This window comes from Hoeflea sp. Naph1 (assembly GCF_046837775.1).
Taxonomy (GTDB): domain Bacteria; phylum Pseudomonadota; class Alphaproteobacteria; order Rhizobiales; family Rhizobiaceae; genus Hoeflea.
On sequence record NZ_CP177286.1, the window covers coordinates 1,573,506 to 1,591,919 of the forward strand.

Below are 18,414 nucleotides of genomic sequence, written 5' to 3' on the forward strand. Positions count from 1 at the left end.
CCCGTGCCACCCTCATGAGTCCGCGCTGAATCTATCCGGTCACCGGATTGTTGTTCCGGCAACCGGATCGACGTGAGCCCCTTGCTGTGGCTGCTATTCGGCAGCTTCCCGCGTTACCACCAGTTTTGGCGGGGTTGGTTCTGTGCGGCTTTCCAGCCGTGCCAACCGGGCCCGCAGGTCGGCGATCTCGTCCGCATTGCCACTGAGGGCTGCCGTCATCGCTTCGGGTTCCATGGTTTCGGGTTCTTCTTCCTTCGGTCCGACGAAGCGCCCGAAGACCCGGCCCAAAAGCCGTGACAGATCATCCATGATCAGGAAGAACGACGGGATCACCACCAGGCTGAGCACGGTCGACACCATGATGCCGCCAATCACCGCAATTGCCATCGGCGCGCGGAACGAGCCGCCTTCGCCGACGCCGAGCGCACTCGGCAGCATGCCCGCCGACATGGCGATCGAGGTCATGACGATCGGCCGGGCGCGTTTCTGCCCGGCTTCGATCATCGCCTCGACTCGGTCGCGACCGGTGCGGATCAGCTCGACGGCGAAATCGACCAGCAGGATGGCGTTCTTGGTGACAATGCCCATCAGCATCAGGATACCGATCAGCACCGGCATCGACAGCGCGTTGTTGGTGATGATCAGGCCGGCTGCAACGCCGCCGATCGCAAGCGGCAGCGACAACAGAATGGTAAACGGCTGGATCACATCCTTGAACAACAGGATCAGCACCGTCAGCACCAGGAGCAGCCCCATCAGCATGGCGTTGAGGAAGCTCGACATCAGCTCGTTCTGGACCTCGGCATCGCCGGATTCGACCACCTGAACGCCGGCTGGAAGCTCGGTGGTCTTGACGATCTCGTTGAACCGGTCCTTGGCGGTGTTGAGCGCCACGCCGATCGGAAGGCTGGCGCCGATCGTTGCCTGCCGTTGCCGGTTGAAGCGGGTGATGGTCGAGGGACCTTGCGTGATCTCGATGTCGGCCACCGATGTGAGCGGTACCGAAACACCGCGCGCCGTCTGAATCCGCAGATTGCCGATCCGGTCGATGTCGGTCCGGTAGATCGGATCTAGCTGCACCCGAATGGGGATCTGCCGGTTGTCGAGCGTGATCTTGGCCAGCCCCGCGTCGATATCACCGATGGTGGCGACACGCACGGTTTCAGCGATCTGCGCGGTGGTGACCCCGAGCCGCGCGGCTTCCTCGGTTCTCGGCCGGATTTGCACTTCCGGGCGGGGCAGCGCACCGGATACGGAGACGCTGGACAGCACGCCTTCAGCCTTGAGCCGGGGCTCGAGCATGGCCACGGCCCGGTCGATCGCCGCCTCGTCGGTGGAAATGACATTGTAGGTCAGGTCACGGTCGCCGCGGTCGTTGAGCTTGTAGGCGCGGATATCGGGGATCACCGCCAGTCTGTCGAAAATCTCCGCCTCGATTTCAGCCTGCGACCGGGTCCGGCCCAGAACTTCCATGCGTGGCAGCAAATCGGAGATCAGCGGCACCGCGCCGGCGAACCCGTTGACCACCTTCTTGACCACCGAATGCTCGATTTTCTCGAGCAGTACCGAGACCGAAGCCCGGCGGATATCCATCTCGCCCTTTGGCGAGGTGCCGCCGAGAATGAAGACGTTGTCCACGCCGTCGACGTCCTTGATGACGTCGCGCATCGCCTCGGTGGTGCGGTCGGTGTCGGCCAGGGTAGCGCCGGGCGGCAGCTCGACGCTGACGCTGACGCGGGATACGTCTTCGGGCGGCAGGAACGACCCTGGCACCTGCGCCATGAAATAGACAGCCACCACCAGCGAACAGATCGCCGCCAGCAGCGTGGTATAGCGCCAGCGCAGCGTCTTGGAGATGAACCAGGTGTAGCCGCGCATGATCCGGCCGTCGGTCTGGCCTTCGCCATCGTGACCGTCGCTGTCGCGCATCAGATAGGCAGCCATCATCGGCGTGATCAGCCGCGCCACCAGCAGCGAGAACATCACCGCGACGGCCACGGTCATGCCGAACTGCTTGAAATACTGGCCTGGAATGCCGGGCATGAACGACACCGGCACGAACACCGCGATGATGGTGAAGGTGGTAGCAATCACCGCCAGCCCGATCTCGTCGGCGGCTTCCACCGAGGCCCGGTAGGGCGTCTTGCCCATGCGGATGTGGCGCGAGATGTTCTCCACCTCGACAATCGCGTCATCGACCAGGATGCCGGTCGCCAGCGTGATCGCCAGCAGGCTCACCAGGTTGAGCGAAAAACCGAGCTGCTCCATCACGAAGAATGTCGGGATTGCCGAGAGCGGCAGCGCCACCGCTGCGATCAGCGTCGCCCGCCAGTTTCTCAGGAACAACAGCACCACGAGCACCGCCAGCAAGGCGCCTTCGGCGAGCGTCTGCAGCGCGGATTCATAGTTGCCATAGGTATAGAATACCGTGTCGTCGACCGGCACCAGTTCGACATCGGGGTGGTCGGCGCGGATCGTGTCGAGCGTCTCGGTCACCACTTCCGCGACGGAAATTTCGCTGGCGCCCTTGGACCGGAACACGGCAAACGAAACCACTTGATCGCCATTGTAGCGGCCAAACGAGCGCAGTTCTTCATAGGTGTCCCGCACCTGGCCGAGATCGCCAAGTCGCACGTAGCGGCCATTTGGCAGGGCAATGGTGGTTTCCGACAGCGCCTGCACATCAGCCGCATTGCCGAGTGTGCGGATCGCCTGTTCGCGATCGCCGATTTCACCACGGCCACCGCCGAGATTGGCGTTGGTGGCGCGCAGCTGGCGGTTCACATCGGCGGCGGTGACACCGTAGGAATCAAGCCGCGCCGGATCGAGTTCAATGCGGATTTCCCGGTCTGCTCCGCCGTAACGGTCGACCCGGCCAACGCCGCGCTGGCCCTGAAGGGCCCGTTTGATGGTGTCATCGACAAACCACGACGCCTCTTCCAGCGTCATGCCCGGCGCGTTGACCGCGAAGGTCATGATTGCCTGGCCCTCGACGTCGATGCGGGTGACGATCGGCTCTTCCACCGATGCCGGCAGATCCCCGCGGACTCGGTCGATGGCGTCCTTGACGTCCTGCACAGCCTGATCGGTCGGCACTTCCATGCGGAAGATCACCGTGGTGGTTGAGACATTGTCGGCCACGGTCGAGGCGATGTCGTCAACGCCGTTGATCCCGGCCACGGCGTCTTCGATTTCCTTGGTGACCTGCGCCTCGAGTTCGGAGGGGGCTGCGCCCGACTGGGCCACGGTGATCGCCACCAGCGGCACGTCGATGTTGGGAAACCGGGTGATCGGCAAGGTGAAGAAAGACTGGATCCCGACAATCGTCAGCAGCGTGAAAGCCAGGATCGGGGCGATCGGGTTGCGGATGGCCCAGGCGGAAAAGTTCATCATCTGCGGCTCACTGGCTGATTGCGGCAATATCGCCGCTGTCGGTCTGTTCCACCGGTGTCACCCGGTCTCCATCGCGCACGAATGCGCCGGCCTTGGCGACGATCAGGTCTCCGGCCGCAAGCCCCTTCGCAATTTCCAGCAGGCCACCTTCGCGAATGCCGATGGTGACTGCCGTTCGTCGGGCCGTTCCGTCGATGATCTTGAGCACATTGGCGCCCTCGGGGGTAATGTTGACGGAGGTTACCGGCACCACGACGGCCTTTTTCTGCGCCACAATGATTTCGGCATCTGAAAACATGCCGGCGCGCAGGCCCTGGCTGTTCGTAATCTCGATACGGGCCATGCCGAGCCGCGTGGTCAGATTGAGCGTCGGTTCGATCAGTCGGACGGTGCCTTCGCGCGGTTCGGTCGAGCCGATCAACTTGAGCCGGACATCCTGGCCTTCGGCGATCCTGAGCATGTCCACTTCTGCCACATCGGCGCGCAGTTCCAGAGCGCCGTCGCGGATGATCGTAAACAACGGCCCGGCGCCGGCGCTGGCGATGGCGCCAACACGGGCGCCACGTGCCGAGACAACGCCTGACACTGGCGCCTTGACCTCGGTGCGGGCCAGCCCCAACTCGATATCTTTTTGCTGCGCGTCAATCAGCGCAATCTCGGCTTCGGCTACCTTGACCGACTGTTCCACCGACCGGACACGCGCCAGCGCGGCGGTGGCCTGAGCTTCGGCCTGTTCGGCCTGTACCGTCGAATAGGTGCCGTTATCAGCCAATTGCCGCGCCCGGTTGCTGGTCTTGACCGATTCTGCCGCGTTCGAGTTAACCTCGGCGAGCTGGGCTTCAAGCTGGGCGATGCTGGCCAGCGCCTTGGCGCGGTTGGCCTCAAGCTGGCTTTCCTGCAGGATCAACTGATCGTCGGACAGGGTGGCGAGCACCGAGCCTGCTTCCACACGGTCGCCGACATCGGCCTCGAGGCTTTCGATCGCCAGGCCTTCAACCTGCGGCGCCACCAGTACTTCTTCGACGGCGGTGATCATGCCATTGGCCAAAACCCGGTCGGTGATTTCGCCTTCAACCGCCCGCGCGGCAACGATCGAAGGTGGCTGGGTGGTTGCAGTTGGCGATTTTTCCGCATCAACTGCAGCGGCCGGCAACGGGGCAGCGGCAAGAAGCAGCAGGCTGAACAACAGGGCAATGAGATTGCGCATGGGAGGATCCGGTTACGGCTCGGGTTTGAAGGGGGGCTTGAAAGTCACGTCGCGAATAGTTGACAGCAACAGTTCGCCAACGGCTCGGGTTTGCTCATTCATCGTGCTTTCCCCACAGCAGTTCATGCGTTGGGTGAAGCCGTGCATAAGCAGGATTACGAATTGCGCGCGGATGCCAAAATCCTCAACCGCGCCGGGCTCGTCGGTCGTATGTATCCGTACCAGTGCATCGACTATATTGCTGCGCACAGTCTGCTCCATGTTACGCATCAGTTCGGCGATTTCCGGCGAACGGCTGGCGGCAGCATGGACCTCGCTCCACAAGGCGGCTTCTTCAAACGGCATGTTCTCGATGCGGTAGCGCAGCAATTGCATGAACATGGCGCCTGGGTCGGACGCTGTTTGTATGGTGGCAAACACCGCTTCGATCTCTTCGAGGTCGCGCTTTACCAGTGCTGTGACGATGGCGTCCTTGGATGAGAAATAGCGGTAAAAATTGCCCACACTCATTTGTGCAGCCTGTGCAAGTTCCTGCATGGATGCGCCATCAAAGCCATTGAGGGCGAAGACGGACCTCACCTTGTCCAGAATGTCGCATACCCGTTGGCGGGCGATGTCGGCCTGAGCGGTGTCCATGCGGCGGTTCCTGTGATTGCAGTTTTGATGTGGGCCCCAAGGTGTCGGGTAAGCGCGAATGGCTTGGCCACACACGAAATTCATTGGGAACATAGTGAATGAATATTCATTCATCAACCCCGACGATCATAACCTGCCAACGCGCTGTTCCATCCAAAGGCGGCTGGGCTTGGTCGCGCCCGCTGGCAAGCACGGCCGTTGCTGCGTAAACAATAGCCGTTCAAGCAGCTCAAGCCGTTGAACAACCGCTGTTATTGCGCTGGATTGCGGATCCGGGGAGGTTCCCAGCCCACCGCCGAGACGCGGTGCTTCTTCTGGAGATTCGATCACCGTCGGGTGCGGCACCTATGGCATGCAGCAGCCGCCGCCGGTACAAAAGCGCGCGACCGCATTGCACCCGCGAGCTGAAGCGACAAAAGCCGTGACGTCAAATTCGGGGGAAATGGGTAAACGGCTATCGCCGGCCTACCGACGCGCATGCGCTGCCTGTGCCCAAGCTGGAGGAACTCGCCGGCTACAAGTATGCCCGGGCTTTGAGGTCGGTCACCGAGGCGGCAGCCGGAAAGGTGACTATCAAGCTGATCGCGGCCAAAGTGCCGGCCATTCCATTGTCCGGCGATCCTGATCGTGGATGTTTCAATTTATAAAAGCCGGAGGCGGCTTGTTGCCCGCCTCTTTTAGTCACGAAAGGTGAGGCGGCTTGTTGGCCGCCTCCGGAGTTTTTGTGCCTATTCAGCCGCTTCGGCATAGTCCGACATCGGCGGGCAGGAACAGACCAGGTGACGGTCGCCATAGACATTGTCGACCCGGTTGACCGGCGCGAAATACTTGGTGCTGCGCATCGACCCTGCCGGGAAACAGGCAGCTTCGCGGTCATATGGCCGGTCCCAGGGGCCAACCAGATCCTCGATCGTGTGCGGTGCATTCTTGAGCGGGTTGTTCTCCCGGTCCATGCTTCCGTCCTCGATCGCCTGGGCTTCCGCGCGGATCGCCAGCATGGCCGAGCAGAACCGGTCGAGTTCGGCCTTGACCTCCGATTCCGTCGGCTCGATCATCAGCGTTCCCGCAACCGGCCAGCTCATGGTTGGCGCATGGAAGCCGCAATCGATCAGTCGCTTGGCGATATCATCGACGCTGACCCCGGCACTAGCCGCAAGCGGACGCGTATCGAGAATGCACTCATGCGCAACCCGGCCCTTGGACGAGGTGTAGAGCACGTCATAGGCGCCCTTCATCCGGGCGGCGATGTAGTTGGCGTTGAGGATCGCGATCTTGGTTGCCTGGGTCAGGCCGTCGCCGCCCATCATCAGGCAGTAGGCCCAGGAGATCGGCAGGATCGAGGCCGAGCCGAAGGGGGCGGCCGAAACCGCACCCGGTTTGCCGTCGGTGGCCCAGTGGCCGGGCAGATGTGGTGTCAGATGCGCCTTCACCCCGATCGGCCCCATGCCCGGACCGCCGCCGCCATGGGGAATGCAGAAGGTCTTGTGCAGGTTGAGATGGCTGACATCGGCGCCAATGTCGCCGGGACGGGCGAGGCCCACCAGCGCGTTGAGGTTGGCGCCATCGAGATAGACCTGGCCCCCATGTGCGTGGGTGATCTTGCAGATCTCCTGGGCCGTTTCCTCGAACACGCCGTGTGTCGACGGATAGGTGATCATGCAGGCCGCCAGATTGGCCGAATGCAACTCCGCCTTGGCGCGGAAATCATCGATATCGATGTCACCGTTCTCGCGGGTGCCGACGGCAACGACGGTCATCCCCGCCATCTGCGCCGAGGCCGGGTTGGTGCCATGCGCCGATGTCGGAATCAGGCAGATATGACGATGGTCATCGCCGTTGGCGCGGTGCCAGGCCCGGATCGTCATCAGACCGGCGAACTCGCCCTGGGCGCCCGAATTGGGCTGCATCGAGATCGCGTCATAGCCGGTGATCAGGCACAGCTTGTCCGACAAATCGTCGATCATCTGCTTGTAGCCAAGCGCCTGATCGGCCGGTGCGAACGGGTGGATGTCGGCAAATTCCGGCCAGGTGATCGACAGCATCTCCGCCGTCGCATTCAGTTTCATGGTGCACGAGCCGAGCGGAATCATCGTCCGGTCCAGCGCCAGATCCTTGTCCGACAGGCGTCGGATATAGCGCGTCATTTCGGTTTCGGCGCGGTTCATGTGGAAAATCGGATGTTCAAGATAGCGCGACTGCCGCACCAGCGGATCGGGAATTTCCGGTCCGGCCTGAAGATCGCCGAATGTCATGTCGCCGCCAAAGGCGCGCCACACCGCTTCCACAGTGGCCGCACGCGAGACCTCGTCGAGCGCGATGCCGATGCGATCGTCGCCAACCTTGCGCAGATTGATGCCCTCGCCGCGTGCCGCCTCGAGAATTTCCGCCTGCTTGCCTTCCGCATACACCGTCACGGTGTCGAAGAAGATTGCCGGATCGATCACAAAGCCGAGTTGCTTGAGCCCCTTGGCAAGCGTGGTTGCCCGGGTGTGGACGCGCCCGGCGATGGCCTTGAGCCCGACCGGCCCGTGAAATACCGCATACATCGAGGCGATGACGGCGAGCAGCACCTGCGCGGTGCAGATGTTGGACGTGGCCTTTTCGCGGCGGATATGCTGTTCGCGAGTCTGCAGCGCCAGACGGTAGGCCTGGTTGCCGCGCGTATCGATGGTGACGCCGACAAGGCGGCCGGGCATCGACCGCTTGTAGGCATCCTTGACCGCCATATAGGCCGCATGCGGACCGCCATAGCCCATCGGTACGCCAAAGCGTTGCATCGAACCGATGGCGATATCGGCGTCCATTTCGCCCGGCGATTTCAGCAATGTCAGCGACAGCGGATCGGCTGCGACAACCGCTATCGCCTTTTCCGCGTGCAACGCTGTGATCAAATCGGTGAAGTCGTGCACATGGCCATAGGTGCCCGGATACTGGAAGATCGCGCCAAAGACCGCGGCCGGATCCAGCTCGGTGAACGGATCACCCACCTTGACGTCCCAGCCCAGCGGCTCGGCGCGGGTGCGGATCACGTCAATGGTTTGCGGGTGGCAATGGTGATCGACGAAGAAAAGGGTGCTCTTGGATTTGGAAACCCGCTCGGCGATCGCCATGGCTTCGGCTGCCGCCGTTGCTTCATCCAGTAGCGATGCATTGGCAATGTCGAGACCTGTGAGGTCACTGACCATGGTCTGGAAATTCAACAGCGCTTCCAGCCGGCCCTGGCTGATTTCCGGCTGGTAGGGCGTGTAGGCCGTGTACCAGGCGGGGTTTTCGAGAATGGTGCGCTGGATCACTGGCGGCATGATGGTGCCGTGATATCCCTGACCGATCAGCGACAGCATCACCGTGTTCTTGTTCGCCGTGGCGCGCAGATGGTCAAGCACACCGCGCTCGCTCATCGGTTCGCCAAAGGCCAGTGGCTGTTGCTGGCGGATCGAACCGGGGACGGTCTCATCGATCAGCGCATCAAGCGAAGCAGCGCCCACCACCTTGAGCATGTCGGCAATCTCGGCAGGCGAGGGGCCGATATGGCGGCGATTGGCAAAGTCATAAGGATCGTAATCAGGCAGGGTAATGCTCATCGCAGATCTCAACCAATCATGGCCTGGTAGGCGGTTTCATCCATTAGCGCATCGGCATCGCTGACATTGGCGAGCTTGAGCTTGAAGAACCAGCCGGCGCCGGTCGGGTCGGAATTGACCAGCGACGGATCATCGACGATCGCCTGGTTGACCTCGACAATTTCACCGGCGAGCGGACAATAGACATCGGAGGCGGCCTTGACCGATTCAACGGTCGCTGCGTCCCCGCCCTTGTCAAAGGTGGCACCTGCATCCGGCAGTTCCACAAATACCAGATCGCCAAGCTGTTCGGCGGCATGTTCGGTGATGCCGACGGTGGCGACATCGCCCTCGATCTTGAGCCATTCATGGTCTTCGGTAAATTTGATCATGGTGCAGTTCCTGTACTGGCTTAGCGTTTGTAGGTGGATTGGACGAACGGCAGCGCGGCGACGGCGATTTCCAGTCGCTTGCCGCGCACTTCCGCATAAAGCTGGGTTCCGGTGGCCGAAAGTGCTGTGGGCACATAGCCCATCGCCACTGGGTTGCCGGCACTGGGGCCAAAGCCGCCGGAGGTGACGATGCCGACCGGTGCTCCGCCGGTGTCGCTTTCAAACAGCTCGACCCCGGCACGCACCGGTGCCTTGCCGGCAGGCTGCAGTCCTACCCGGGTGCGCGCAACGCCGGTTTCGAATTCGCCCAGAATGCGCTCGGCACCGGGAAAACCGCCTTCGCGCTCGCCGCCCTTGCGGCGTACTTTCTGGATTGCCCATTTCAGATTGGCTTCCACCGGTGTGGTGGTCTCGTCGATGTCGTTGCCATAAAGGCAGAGCCCGGCCTCGAGCCGCAGTGAATCGCGTGCGCCGAGCCCGATCGGCGCCACCCGTTCATCGGAGAGCAGCAGCCTGGTGATGCGGTCGGTGTCATCGGCGTCGAGTGAAATTTCATAGCCGTCTTCGCCTGTGTAGCCGGAGCGCGAGACGATTGCGCGGGCGCCGGCAATGCTCAGTTCACGCACATCCATGAAGCGCATGTCTTCGGCTTCGGGCGCATAGGCTGCAAGCGCGCTTTCGGCATCGGGGCCTTGCAGTGCGATCAGTCCGCGATCGAATTGCACTTCGATCTCGCAAGAGTCCGACAGCGCGGCTTGAAGCCGGGCCAGATCCTGGTGCTTGCAGGCGGCGTTGACCACCAGATAGAGGTGATCACCGCGATTGGCGACCATGAAATCGTCGGCAAGGCCGCCCGCGTCATTGGTGAAAAGCCCGTAGCGCTGCCGGCCCGGGGTCAGTCCCACCACGTCCACCGGTGTCAGGGTTTCAAGCGCCAGCGCCGCATCGCGGGTATCACCGCTCTTGGCGCGGATCAGGATCTGCCCCATGTGCGATACGTCGAACAGCCCGGCCTCGGCGCGGGTGTGAAGATGTTCCTTCATCACCCCCATCGGATATTGGACCGGCATGTCGTATCCGGCAAATGCCATCATACGCGCGCCAAGCTCGAGATGCAGGGAATGCAGCGGGGTTTTAAGAAGGTCTGCGCTGGTGCTCACACGCCAGTCTCCAACAGGGTGCCGGCAAATGCCGGACACGGGCCAATCTTCAGGCGCGACGCGCCCTGAGAAAGCCCCCTCTGTCCTTTCGCCTGAGATTGTTATCCCTTCGGCGGGCGCTACCTTGCGCCTCTCTCCAGAGTCCGTCCTGTGCCGTTGGTCCTTTTGCCTGAGAGTTTCCGGGGCGGTTGCTCCTTCGGCACCGGATCGTTCCGGTTTCTCCCAACGGGACGTCATACCTATGACGAATTGCGGCGTTCTGGCAAGACGGATTCGCGCAAGCGGTGCAAGACCAACAGAAATAATGCATCAAAAGCCGAAATTATTGCATGTACGTGATCTATCAAATGAATTCATTTGAACCATGCATGCCTTAACCTGAACCCCGGTCAGGCCTGCTGTCGCGATTGTTGCCGCATCCGCATATCCCGCACCTGGCTCACCACCAGCGCCACAATGAAGAACCCGGTCATCATCAGCACCATCGTCGGCGCCGGTTCGCTGTCGATGTGATAACTGAGGAAAATGCCGATCAGCGCGCTGAGGATCACAGAGCCGACAGCCACAGTCAGCATGCCGGCGAAGGTGCGGGCGACGAGGAAGGCGATGGCACCCGGCGCTACTAGCAGCGCGATTGACAGGATGATGCCGACGGCCTTGAGGCTGGCGACGATCATCAGCGCGATGGCCGTGAGCAGGCCATAATGTAGCCAGCCGGTACTCAGTCCGATGGCGCGGGCGTGCAGGCCGTCAAAGGCCTGAGCGACCAGATCGCGCCACTTGGCAACCAGGAAAGCACCGCATAACAGCGCTAAAAACGCGGTCGCGCCAATGTCAGACCACAGTACCCCGAGCATGTCGCCAAACAGGATGTGATCAAGATGCAGGCTCGAGCGAACGCTGACATGCAGCACCACCCCGAGACCGAACATGCCCGAAAACACGATACCCATCACCGTGTCCTCCTTGACCCGGCTGTTGGCGTTGAGCCAGCCGGTGGCGACTGCGCAGAACAGGCCAGCGGCAAAGGCACCGATCACCAGCGGCAGGCCTGCAATGTAGGCCATGACGATGCCCGGCAGCACTGCATGGCTCATGGCGTCGCCCAGCAGCGACCAACCCTTGAGCACCATCAGGCAACTCATCGCCGCCATCGGCATGGCGATCAGCAAGGTGATCAGGAACGCCTTCTGCATATAGGCGAAGCGGAACGGATCGATGAGAAAATCCAAAAGTACGTCCATCATGCCGCTCCCGCATCGGGCTGTGCACCGCGTGCCCTGGCGCGCTGCGCCAGAAGCCCGTGACGGGGCGCGAAGACGAAGGCCAGAAGGAACAGGCCGGTTTGCAGCATGATCACCACGCCACCGGTCGCGCCGTCGAGAAAATAACTCAGATAAACCCCAACGAACGAGGTGATCGATCCGATCGCCACCGCGATCACGATCAGTCTCGGGAACCGGTCGGTCAATAGATAGGCCGTGGCGCCCGGCGTCACCACCAGCGCAATCACCAAAAAGGCGCCGACCGTCTGCATGGCCGCCACGGTCGATCCTGCCAGCAGGGTGAAGAACACGATCTTGAGCGCAGTGGCATGGATACCGATGGCGCGTGCGTGGTTTTCATCGAAGAACACCAGCATCAGATCCTTCCAGATCACCGACAGCACAACAAGCGTGATCACGCCGATGATGATCAGTTGCGTGGTGTCGGCGGGCGTGATCGCCAGCACATTACCGAGCACGATGGTCTGCACATTGATTGGCGTTGGCGAGATCGACACCATGAACAGCCCCAGTGCAAAGAAAGAGACGAAGATCATGCCGATGGTCGCGTCCTCGCGCAGTCGGGTTCGCGAGCGGATGGCGAGCATCGCCGCCGCTGCCAGGCCGCCTGCGAGAAACGCACCAGCCGCGAACGGCAGGCCCAGCATATAGGCGCCGGCGACGCCGGGCACGATCGAGTGCGAGAGTGCGTCGCCAATCAGCGACCAGCCCTTGAGCATCAGATAACATGACAGAAATGCGCAGATCGCCCCGGTCAGCGCCGATACCCACATGGCGTTGACCATGTAGCCATAGGAAAAGGGCTCAAGCAACAGGCTCATGCGCCACCCTCTTCGCGGGCTTTGCGTTCGGTCTCGCCGTAGATCACGAAGGGGCGCTCGTCGTCGGTGAGAACCGTGACCTGGCGGCTGTCGTCGTCGTCATGCAGGTCCTCGCCGCCCAGAACGAAGTGCCTGAGCACGCCGCCAAAGGCCTTCTGCAGATTGTCATGGGTGAACACCTTGGCGGTTGGCCCTTCGGCCAGAATGCGCTTGTTGATCAGCACCGCGCGGTCACAGAATTCGGGAACGCTGCCGAGATTGTGGGTGGAGACCAGCATCACCCGTCCCTCTGTGCGCATTTCCTTCAACAATTCGATGATCTGGGTTTCGGTGGTGACATCGACGCCGGTGAAAGGCTCGTCGAGCAGGATCACCTGGCCCTCCTGCGCCAGCGCGCGGGCCAAAAACACCCGCTTTTTCTGGCCGCCTGACAATTCGCCGATCTGGCGTTTGCGAAACGCCGACATGCCGACCCGCTCGAGCGCCTCGTCGACGGCGATGCGGTCCTCGGGCCGGGTCATGCGCAGGAAATTCATGTGCCCGTACCGGCCCATCATCACCACGTCTTCGACCAGTACCGGAAACGACCAATCGATCTCCTCGCTCTGCGGCACATAGGCCACCAGATTGCGTTTCAGCGCCTCGTTGACTGCGAGCCCCATGATGGAGATCTGACCGCTGGCAGTGGGCACGAATCCCATCAGCGCCTTGAACAGGGTGGACTTGCCGCTGCCATTGATGCCGACCAGCGCCGTGATCGAGCCCTTCGGCACGGAAAAGGATGCGCCATCGAGCGCCCGGTTGCCGTTGCGGTAGATCACCGACACGTCATGGACGTCGAGCCCGATGGTGTCTGTATTTGCGGCCTGTACCGGTTTGCCAATATTCATGGTTGCGCCCTTAATCCCGCGATAATGGTTTCGGATGTCACTCTGAGCAGGTCAAGATAGGTCGGAACCGGCCCGTCCGGCGCCGACAGCGAATCCACATACAGCACGCCGCCATAAGCCACACCGGTTTCGCGAGCCACCTGCTGGGCTGATTTGGGCGAGACCGTACTTTCTGAAAAGATCACCGGGATGTTTTCCTCGCGCATCAGGTCGATAATGCGCCTGACCTGTTGCGGCGAGCCTTGGCTGTCGGCGTTGATCGCCCAGATCGCTGCCTCCTTGAGGCCGAAATCCCTGGCGAGGTAGGAAAACGCTGCTTCGCTGGTCACCAGCCAGCGGTGGTTTTCCGGCAGGGCAGCGATCTCTGCCCGGATCGGCGCGAAGGTCGCTGCAATCTCTGCCTTGTAGCGTTCGGCGTTGGCGGCATAGTCGGCGGCGTTGTCGGGGTCGGTCTCCGACAGCGCGCGTACGATGTTGTCGACATAGATCTCGGCGTTGCCGGGTGACATCCAGGCATGCGGATTGAACCGGCCCTGATAGGCGCCTTCGCCAATCAGCATCGGCTCGACGCCTTCCGACAGGATATAGGCTTTGACGTCGCCGAGGTTTTCCAGGTAGCGCTCGAACCAGATTTCCAGATCGAGGCCGTTCCACAACACCACATCGGCGCCAAGACCGCGCTTGATGTCGCCCGGTGTCGGCCGGAACATGTGGATGTCGGCGCCCTCACGGGTGATCGACACCACTTCAGCATGTTCTCCGGCCACATTGCGGGCCATGTCTGCGAAGACGGTGAATGAGGTCAATACCTTGATCTGCGCCAGCGCTGATGATGCCGATGCGAGGCTGAGCGTGACGAAAAGTCCGATGATTGTAAAGAGGCGCATATTTTCTTCCTGCGAATGATTTGCAAGTGGCAATCTATGGATATTCCAATCCTTGTCAATGCTTTTGCAAATCATTCGCAAGAAGGAGAGGCCACGGCTGCGCTGTCGCGGGGGTGAGTGCCGGCTGGCGGTTTGGCCGCAGGATCAGGCGCCGCCCAGTTGGGTGTTCCGGTCGATCAGGAACTTGTCGAACAACGGCAGGCTGGCGGCCCCGAGCGCGCGGGCCAATATGCCGACCGTTCCGGGAAGGATCACCGGCATCTGCAGGCCGCGCAAATCGTAATTGCTGGTCTCGGAGCGTGTCGCCGCGACGATCCTCTCGCGGATCGGGACAGGCAGGCCACCATCGATGATGACATGCTCGAAATCGATGATTGACGCTGCCGAGACAACCGCCTGCGCCAAGCCGCGGGCGACGATCCCGATCCATTCCTCGACCAGATCCTCAAATCCTTCCCAATGCCCGGGGCAGTGCCACAGCGCCGACGGGTCCCGGCCTTCGGCCTGCAGCATGCGTTCGAGCAGCATGATCGAGGCGCGGTCGAGCAATTGCACGGGCTTGCCATCTGGGCCTGCTACCGGAAGCGGGCCGATGCCAAGCCCGGCGACCCGGTTTCTGTGCTTGGCGGGCAGACCGGCCTTGCCGCGGATCGGTTCGCCCTTGACGATCAGGTCATCCGCCTCGAGCTCGCGCATGAGTACCGAACCGGTCTGCGCCGACAGCTCTCCCGCGCCGCCGCCTTGCGGGCACTTGCTGCAAGCTTTGCATAAAAAAACCCCGGCGTTCTCACGCCGGGGCCTCATCAGATCAGGTTCTTGCAAGCCCTAGTCGAGCTGCTCGTACTTGCCGTCGTGCCACTTGTAGAACACGTAGCCCGGAAGCGAGACGTCGCCCTTTTCGTCGAATGCCAGGTCGCCAAGCACGGTCTTGAAGTCACCGGCGTTGAGTGCTTCGCGAACCGCATCATAGTCGGTCGAACCGGCTGCCGAGACGGCCTGTGCATAGGCCTGGATGGCCGCATAGGTGTACATCACGTAGCCTTCGGTGGTCTTGCCGGCATCCTGAAGAGCCTTCACGACATCCGCAGCATTCGGGTTCTTGGTCGGGTCAGGGGAGAAGGTCATCAGCGTACCTTCGCCGGCATCACCGGTAATTGCCCAATACTCGTCGGTGACCAGGGCATCGCCCGAGATCAGGACGGTATCCATGCCCTGTTCGCGCATCTGACGCACCATCAGGCCGGCTTCGGTGTGGTAGCCGCCGACATACAGAACGTCGATGCCTTCCTGCTTCATCTTCGACACGAGTGCCGTGTAGTCCTTTTCACCAGCGGTGTAGGCTTCATACATCGCTGCGGTGCCGCCGCCGGCTTCAAACGAGCCCTTGGTGGCATCTGCAAGACCCTTGCCATAGGCGGTCTTGTCGTGAACGAAGGCGATCTTCTTGCCGGCAAAGTTCTTCAGCAGATAGGCTGCTGCGGTTTCGCCCTGCTGGTCATCACGACCGCAAACGCGGTAGACGCCGCCATCGGCGCCGCCCGGACGCTCATCGGTGAAGGTCGGGTTGGTCGAAGCTGGCGAAATCTGGATGATGCCTTCATCCGAATACACTGCCGACGCCGGGATCGAAGAACCCGAGCAGAAGTGACCTGCCACGAAGGACACGCCGTTACCTGCGAACTGGTTGGCAACTGCAACTGCCTGCTTCGGATCGCAAGCGTCGTCGCCGATTTCCAGCTTCAGCATTTCCCCATTGACGCCACCGGCGGCGTTGATATCGGCCACAGCCTGTTCGGCGCCGATCTTCATCTGCTCACCGAACGACGCGTACTGTCCAGTCATCGGACCAGCGGTCGCAATGACGATATCGGCCGAAGCCGAAGACATTGCGAAGCCAAGAGCGGCCCCTGCCAAAAGAATCTTCTTCATGTTATCTCCCAGTAACACCTGTTCGTTTCCTTTCCCTGGCACCGCAGGTGTACATACGGTTCGGTGCCGGGGTGGGGGGCATTATGCCCCGTGTGCAACCATCTAAGCCGATATTTCAAAAGAAATACAGTGCTTTTTGGATGGCAGTTCGCAACGTTTCGCTATGCGGTTAATCGCCCTTCCGGCGCCAGCCGAATGGACCTGCCCGGTCGAATGCGAAACTGTACTGCTGCGCAATCTGGCCGGCGCGGGTAAAGCGCATGCCGAGAAACGCGAAGATCATGATGATGATGAAATCCACCATGTAATAATAGGGCGACAGCAAGGTGCCACTGAACAATGCGAAGTGAATGAAGCGCACTGCCAAGCCCAGGATAAACATGTATCCGACGAGTTGAAGCGGTGTTCTCCAGGTTGTCGCCACCGCACGCCCAGTCAGCCAGGCGGTGCCGCCGCCCAGGATCATCGTCACGAAGATGAATTCGCCTATCGAGACTTCCCACAAGAAATTATTGGCCATGACCTGTTCCTCGATCAATGTGCGCCCCCTTCAAGATAGGCGGCGCGAACCTCGTCGCGCTTGAGCAATTCGTCGCCGGTTCCCGACAGTGTGATGTTGCCATTGACCATCACATAGCCACGGTGTGCGAGCTTGAGAGCGTGAAACGCATTCTGTTCAACCAGAAATACGGTCAGCCCTTCATTGCTGTTGAGTTCCTTGATGATCTCGAAGATCTGCTTGACGATCAACGGTGCCAGGCCGAGCGAGGGCTCGTCCAGCAAAAGAAGCTTCGGTCGGCTCATCAGCGCGCGGGCGATGGCCAGCATCTGCTGTTCGCCGCCGGATAACGTGCCGCCGCGCTGGGTTGCACGCTCCTTGAGCCGTGGAAACAGATCGAACATCCGTTTCAGATCTTCGTCGAAATAGTCGTCGGAAACCAGTTGCGCGCCCATCTGGAGATTTTCCAGCACGGTCATGTGGCCGAAGATCCTGCGGCCTTCCGGCGATTGGGCAATGCCCATCCGGATGATCTCGTGGGTCGGTTTGCGGGTGATGTCCTGGCCGTCGAAAATGATCTCGCCGGTGCGCGCCTGGGGGCTGCCGCAGACAGTCATCATCAGCGTCGACTTGCCGGCGCCATTGGCGCCGATCAGGGTAACGATCTCACCCTTGTAGACATCGACGTCGACGCCGCGAAGCGCAACGATCTTGCCGTAATAGGTTTCCACCCCGCGGATGGACAGAAGCTTTTCGCCGCCGCTCATGCCTTGCCTCCCTTACCGTTCTTCGACGGTTTCTTGCCTGCTTTAGCCGCGATTTCCGGCAGATCGGCGGCGATCTCCTCGATCGTTGCGACTTCATCTTCGTCGACCCCGAGATAGGCGGAAATCACCCGCGGGTCGTTCTTGACGTGTTCGGCGTTGCCATCCGAGATTTTCTCGCCGTAATCGAGCACCACGATATGATCCGATATTTCCATGACCACGCCCATGTCGTGCTCGATCAAGAGGATCGAGGTGCCGTGATCGCGGCGGATATATTGAAGCAGATCGTTGAGTTCGGTCGACTCCCGCGGGTTGAGTCCGGCCGCCGGTTCGTCAAGACACAGAAGATGCGGCCGCGTGCACATGGCGCGGGCGATTTCGAGCCGTCGTTGTGCACCGTAAGGCAGGTCCGCCGCCGGGTCGTCGGCACGGTCGATGAGGCCGGTCTTTTCCAGCCAGTAAGCGGCGAAATCGATCGCCTCGCCGCGTGCCTTGCGGAAACCGGGCAGGTTGAAGATGCCGCCAATGGTCATCGATGAGGCAATCATCAGCGGATTGTGCTGCGCCACCAGCAGGTTTTCCAGCGCGGTCATGCCGCCGAACAGGCGAATGTTCTGGAACGTGCGAGCAACCTTGGCGCGTTTGGTGATTTCGAAATCAGCCATCCGCTCGAGCAGGAACACGCCGGATTTTTCACGCGAATCGAATTGCCGGCCGGTGCGGGTCAGCGCGTCGACCTTGTCCTGCTGCAGGCCTTCGCCATGGCGCATGACAATGCGCCCTTCAGTCGGCTTGTAAAACCCCGTCACGCAGTTGAACACGGTGGTCTTGCCGGCGCCATTCGGTCCAATCAGCGCGGTGATATCGCCGCGGCCGACATTGAAGCTGAGATCGTTGATGGCGACCAGACCGCCAAAGCGCATGGTCAGATGTTCGACAGAGAGCACCACATTGGTGTCCCAGTTATGATTGGATTCTGTTTTCATT

At 61.2% G+C, this 18,414-nt stretch carries 15 protein-coding genes and 1 riboswitch; all 15 genes read right to left on the reverse strand.

The window, feature by feature from the left end; genetic code table 11:
* Nucleotides 1-93: 93 nt before the first annotated feature.
* Nucleotides 94-3,390, reverse strand: a complete 3,297-nt coding sequence (locus tag ACK6D9_RS07470) for an efflux RND transporter permease subunit (RefSeq protein WP_412051760.1) — start codon at nt 3,388-3,390, stop codon at nt 94-96.
* A 10-nt stretch (nt 3,391-3,400) separates the two neighbouring features.
* Complete coding sequence (locus tag ACK6D9_RS07475; RefSeq protein WP_412051195.1) at nt 3,401-4,600, reverse strand: efflux RND transporter periplasmic adaptor subunit; 1,200 nt, start codon at nt 4,598-4,600, stop codon at nt 3,401-3,403.
* 12 nt (nt 4,601-4,612) lie between these two features.
* Nucleotides 4,613-5,350 (reverse strand): TetR/AcrR family transcriptional regulator, encoded by a 738-nt coding sequence (locus ACK6D9_RS07480; protein ID WP_412051196.1) that lies wholly within the window; start codon nt 5,348-5,350, stop codon nt 4,613-4,615.
* Nucleotides 5,351-5,964: 614 nt separating this feature from the next.
* On the reverse strand, nt 5,965-8,817 hold the full coding sequence (gene gcvP / locus ACK6D9_RS07485) for an aminomethyl-transferring glycine dehydrogenase (protein WP_412051197.1): 2,853 nt from the start codon (nt 8,815-8,817) through the stop codon (nt 5,965-5,967).
* An 8-nt stretch (nt 8,818-8,825) separates the two neighbouring features.
* Nucleotides 8,826-9,188, reverse strand: a complete 363-nt coding sequence (gene gcvH / locus ACK6D9_RS07490; protein ID WP_322990442.1) for a glycine cleavage system protein GcvH — start codon at nt 9,186-9,188, stop codon at nt 8,826-8,828.
* Nucleotides 9,189-9,208: 20 nt separating this feature from the next.
* The gene (gene gcvT / locus ACK6D9_RS07495) at nt 9,209-10,348 is read right to left on the reverse strand and encodes a glycine cleavage system aminomethyltransferase GcvT (protein WP_412051198.1); all 1,140 of its coding nucleotides are present in this window, start codon (nt 10,346-10,348) and stop codon (nt 9,209-9,211) included.
* Nucleotides 10,349-10,495: 147 nt separating this feature from the next.
* Nucleotides 10,496-10,583: riboswitch (glycine riboswitch) on the reverse strand.
* A 154-nt stretch (nt 10,584-10,737) separates the two neighbouring features.
* On the reverse strand, nt 10,738-11,592 hold the full coding sequence (locus tag ACK6D9_RS07500; protein ID WP_322990440.1) for a metal ABC transporter permease: 855 nt from the start codon (nt 11,590-11,592) through the stop codon (nt 10,738-10,740).
* Nucleotides 11,592-12,455 (reverse strand): metal ABC transporter permease, encoded by an 864-nt coding sequence (locus ACK6D9_RS07505; protein WP_412051199.1) that lies wholly within the window; start codon nt 12,453-12,455, stop codon nt 11,592-11,594. The genes ACK6D9_RS07500 and ACK6D9_RS07505 overlap by 1 nt, the downstream gene beginning before the upstream one ends.
* Nucleotides 12,452-13,345, reverse strand: a complete 894-nt coding sequence (locus tag ACK6D9_RS07510; RefSeq protein WP_412051200.1) for a manganese/iron ABC transporter ATP-binding protein — start codon at nt 13,343-13,345, stop codon at nt 12,452-12,454. The genes ACK6D9_RS07505 and ACK6D9_RS07510 overlap by 4 nt, the downstream gene beginning before the upstream one ends.
* Nucleotides 13,342-14,232 carry a metal ABC transporter substrate-binding protein gene (locus tag ACK6D9_RS07515; protein WP_412051201.1) on the reverse strand — a complete coding sequence of 297 codons (891 nt, stop codon included), beginning with the start codon at nt 14,230-14,232 and terminating at the stop codon, nt 13,342-13,344. The genes ACK6D9_RS07510 and ACK6D9_RS07515 overlap by 4 nt, the downstream gene beginning before the upstream one ends.
* A gap of 144 nt (nt 14,233-14,376) precedes the next feature.
* Nucleotides 14,377-14,928, reverse strand: a complete 552-nt coding sequence (locus tag ACK6D9_RS07520) for a hypothetical protein (RefSeq protein WP_412051202.1) — start codon at nt 14,926-14,928, stop codon at nt 14,377-14,379.
* Between the two features lie 129 nt (nt 14,929-15,057).
* Entirely contained in the window at nt 15,058-16,161 is a 1,104-nt protein-coding gene (locus ACK6D9_RS07525; RefSeq protein WP_322990436.1) for a branched-chain amino acid ABC transporter substrate-binding protein, read from the reverse strand.
* Nucleotides 16,162-16,330: 169 nt separating this feature from the next.
* A complete protein-coding gene (locus ACK6D9_RS07530; RefSeq protein WP_412051203.1) occupies nt 16,331-16,681 on the reverse strand; it encodes a DUF6867 family protein in 351 nt (116 codons plus the stop codon).
* A 14-nt stretch (nt 16,682-16,695) separates the two neighbouring features.
* Nucleotides 16,696-17,427: an ABC transporter ATP-binding protein gene (locus tag ACK6D9_RS07535; protein WP_322990434.1), complete on the reverse strand. Its 732-nt coding sequence runs from the start codon at nt 17,425-17,427 to the stop codon at nt 16,696-16,698.
* Nucleotides 17,424-18,413, reverse strand: coding sequence for an ABC transporter ATP-binding protein (locus tag ACK6D9_RS07540; protein WP_322990433.1), 990 nt, complete (start codon nt 18,411-18,413; stop codon nt 17,424-17,426). The genes ACK6D9_RS07535 and ACK6D9_RS07540 overlap by 4 nt, the downstream gene beginning before the upstream one ends.
* Between the last annotated feature and the right edge of the window lies 1 nt (nt 18,414).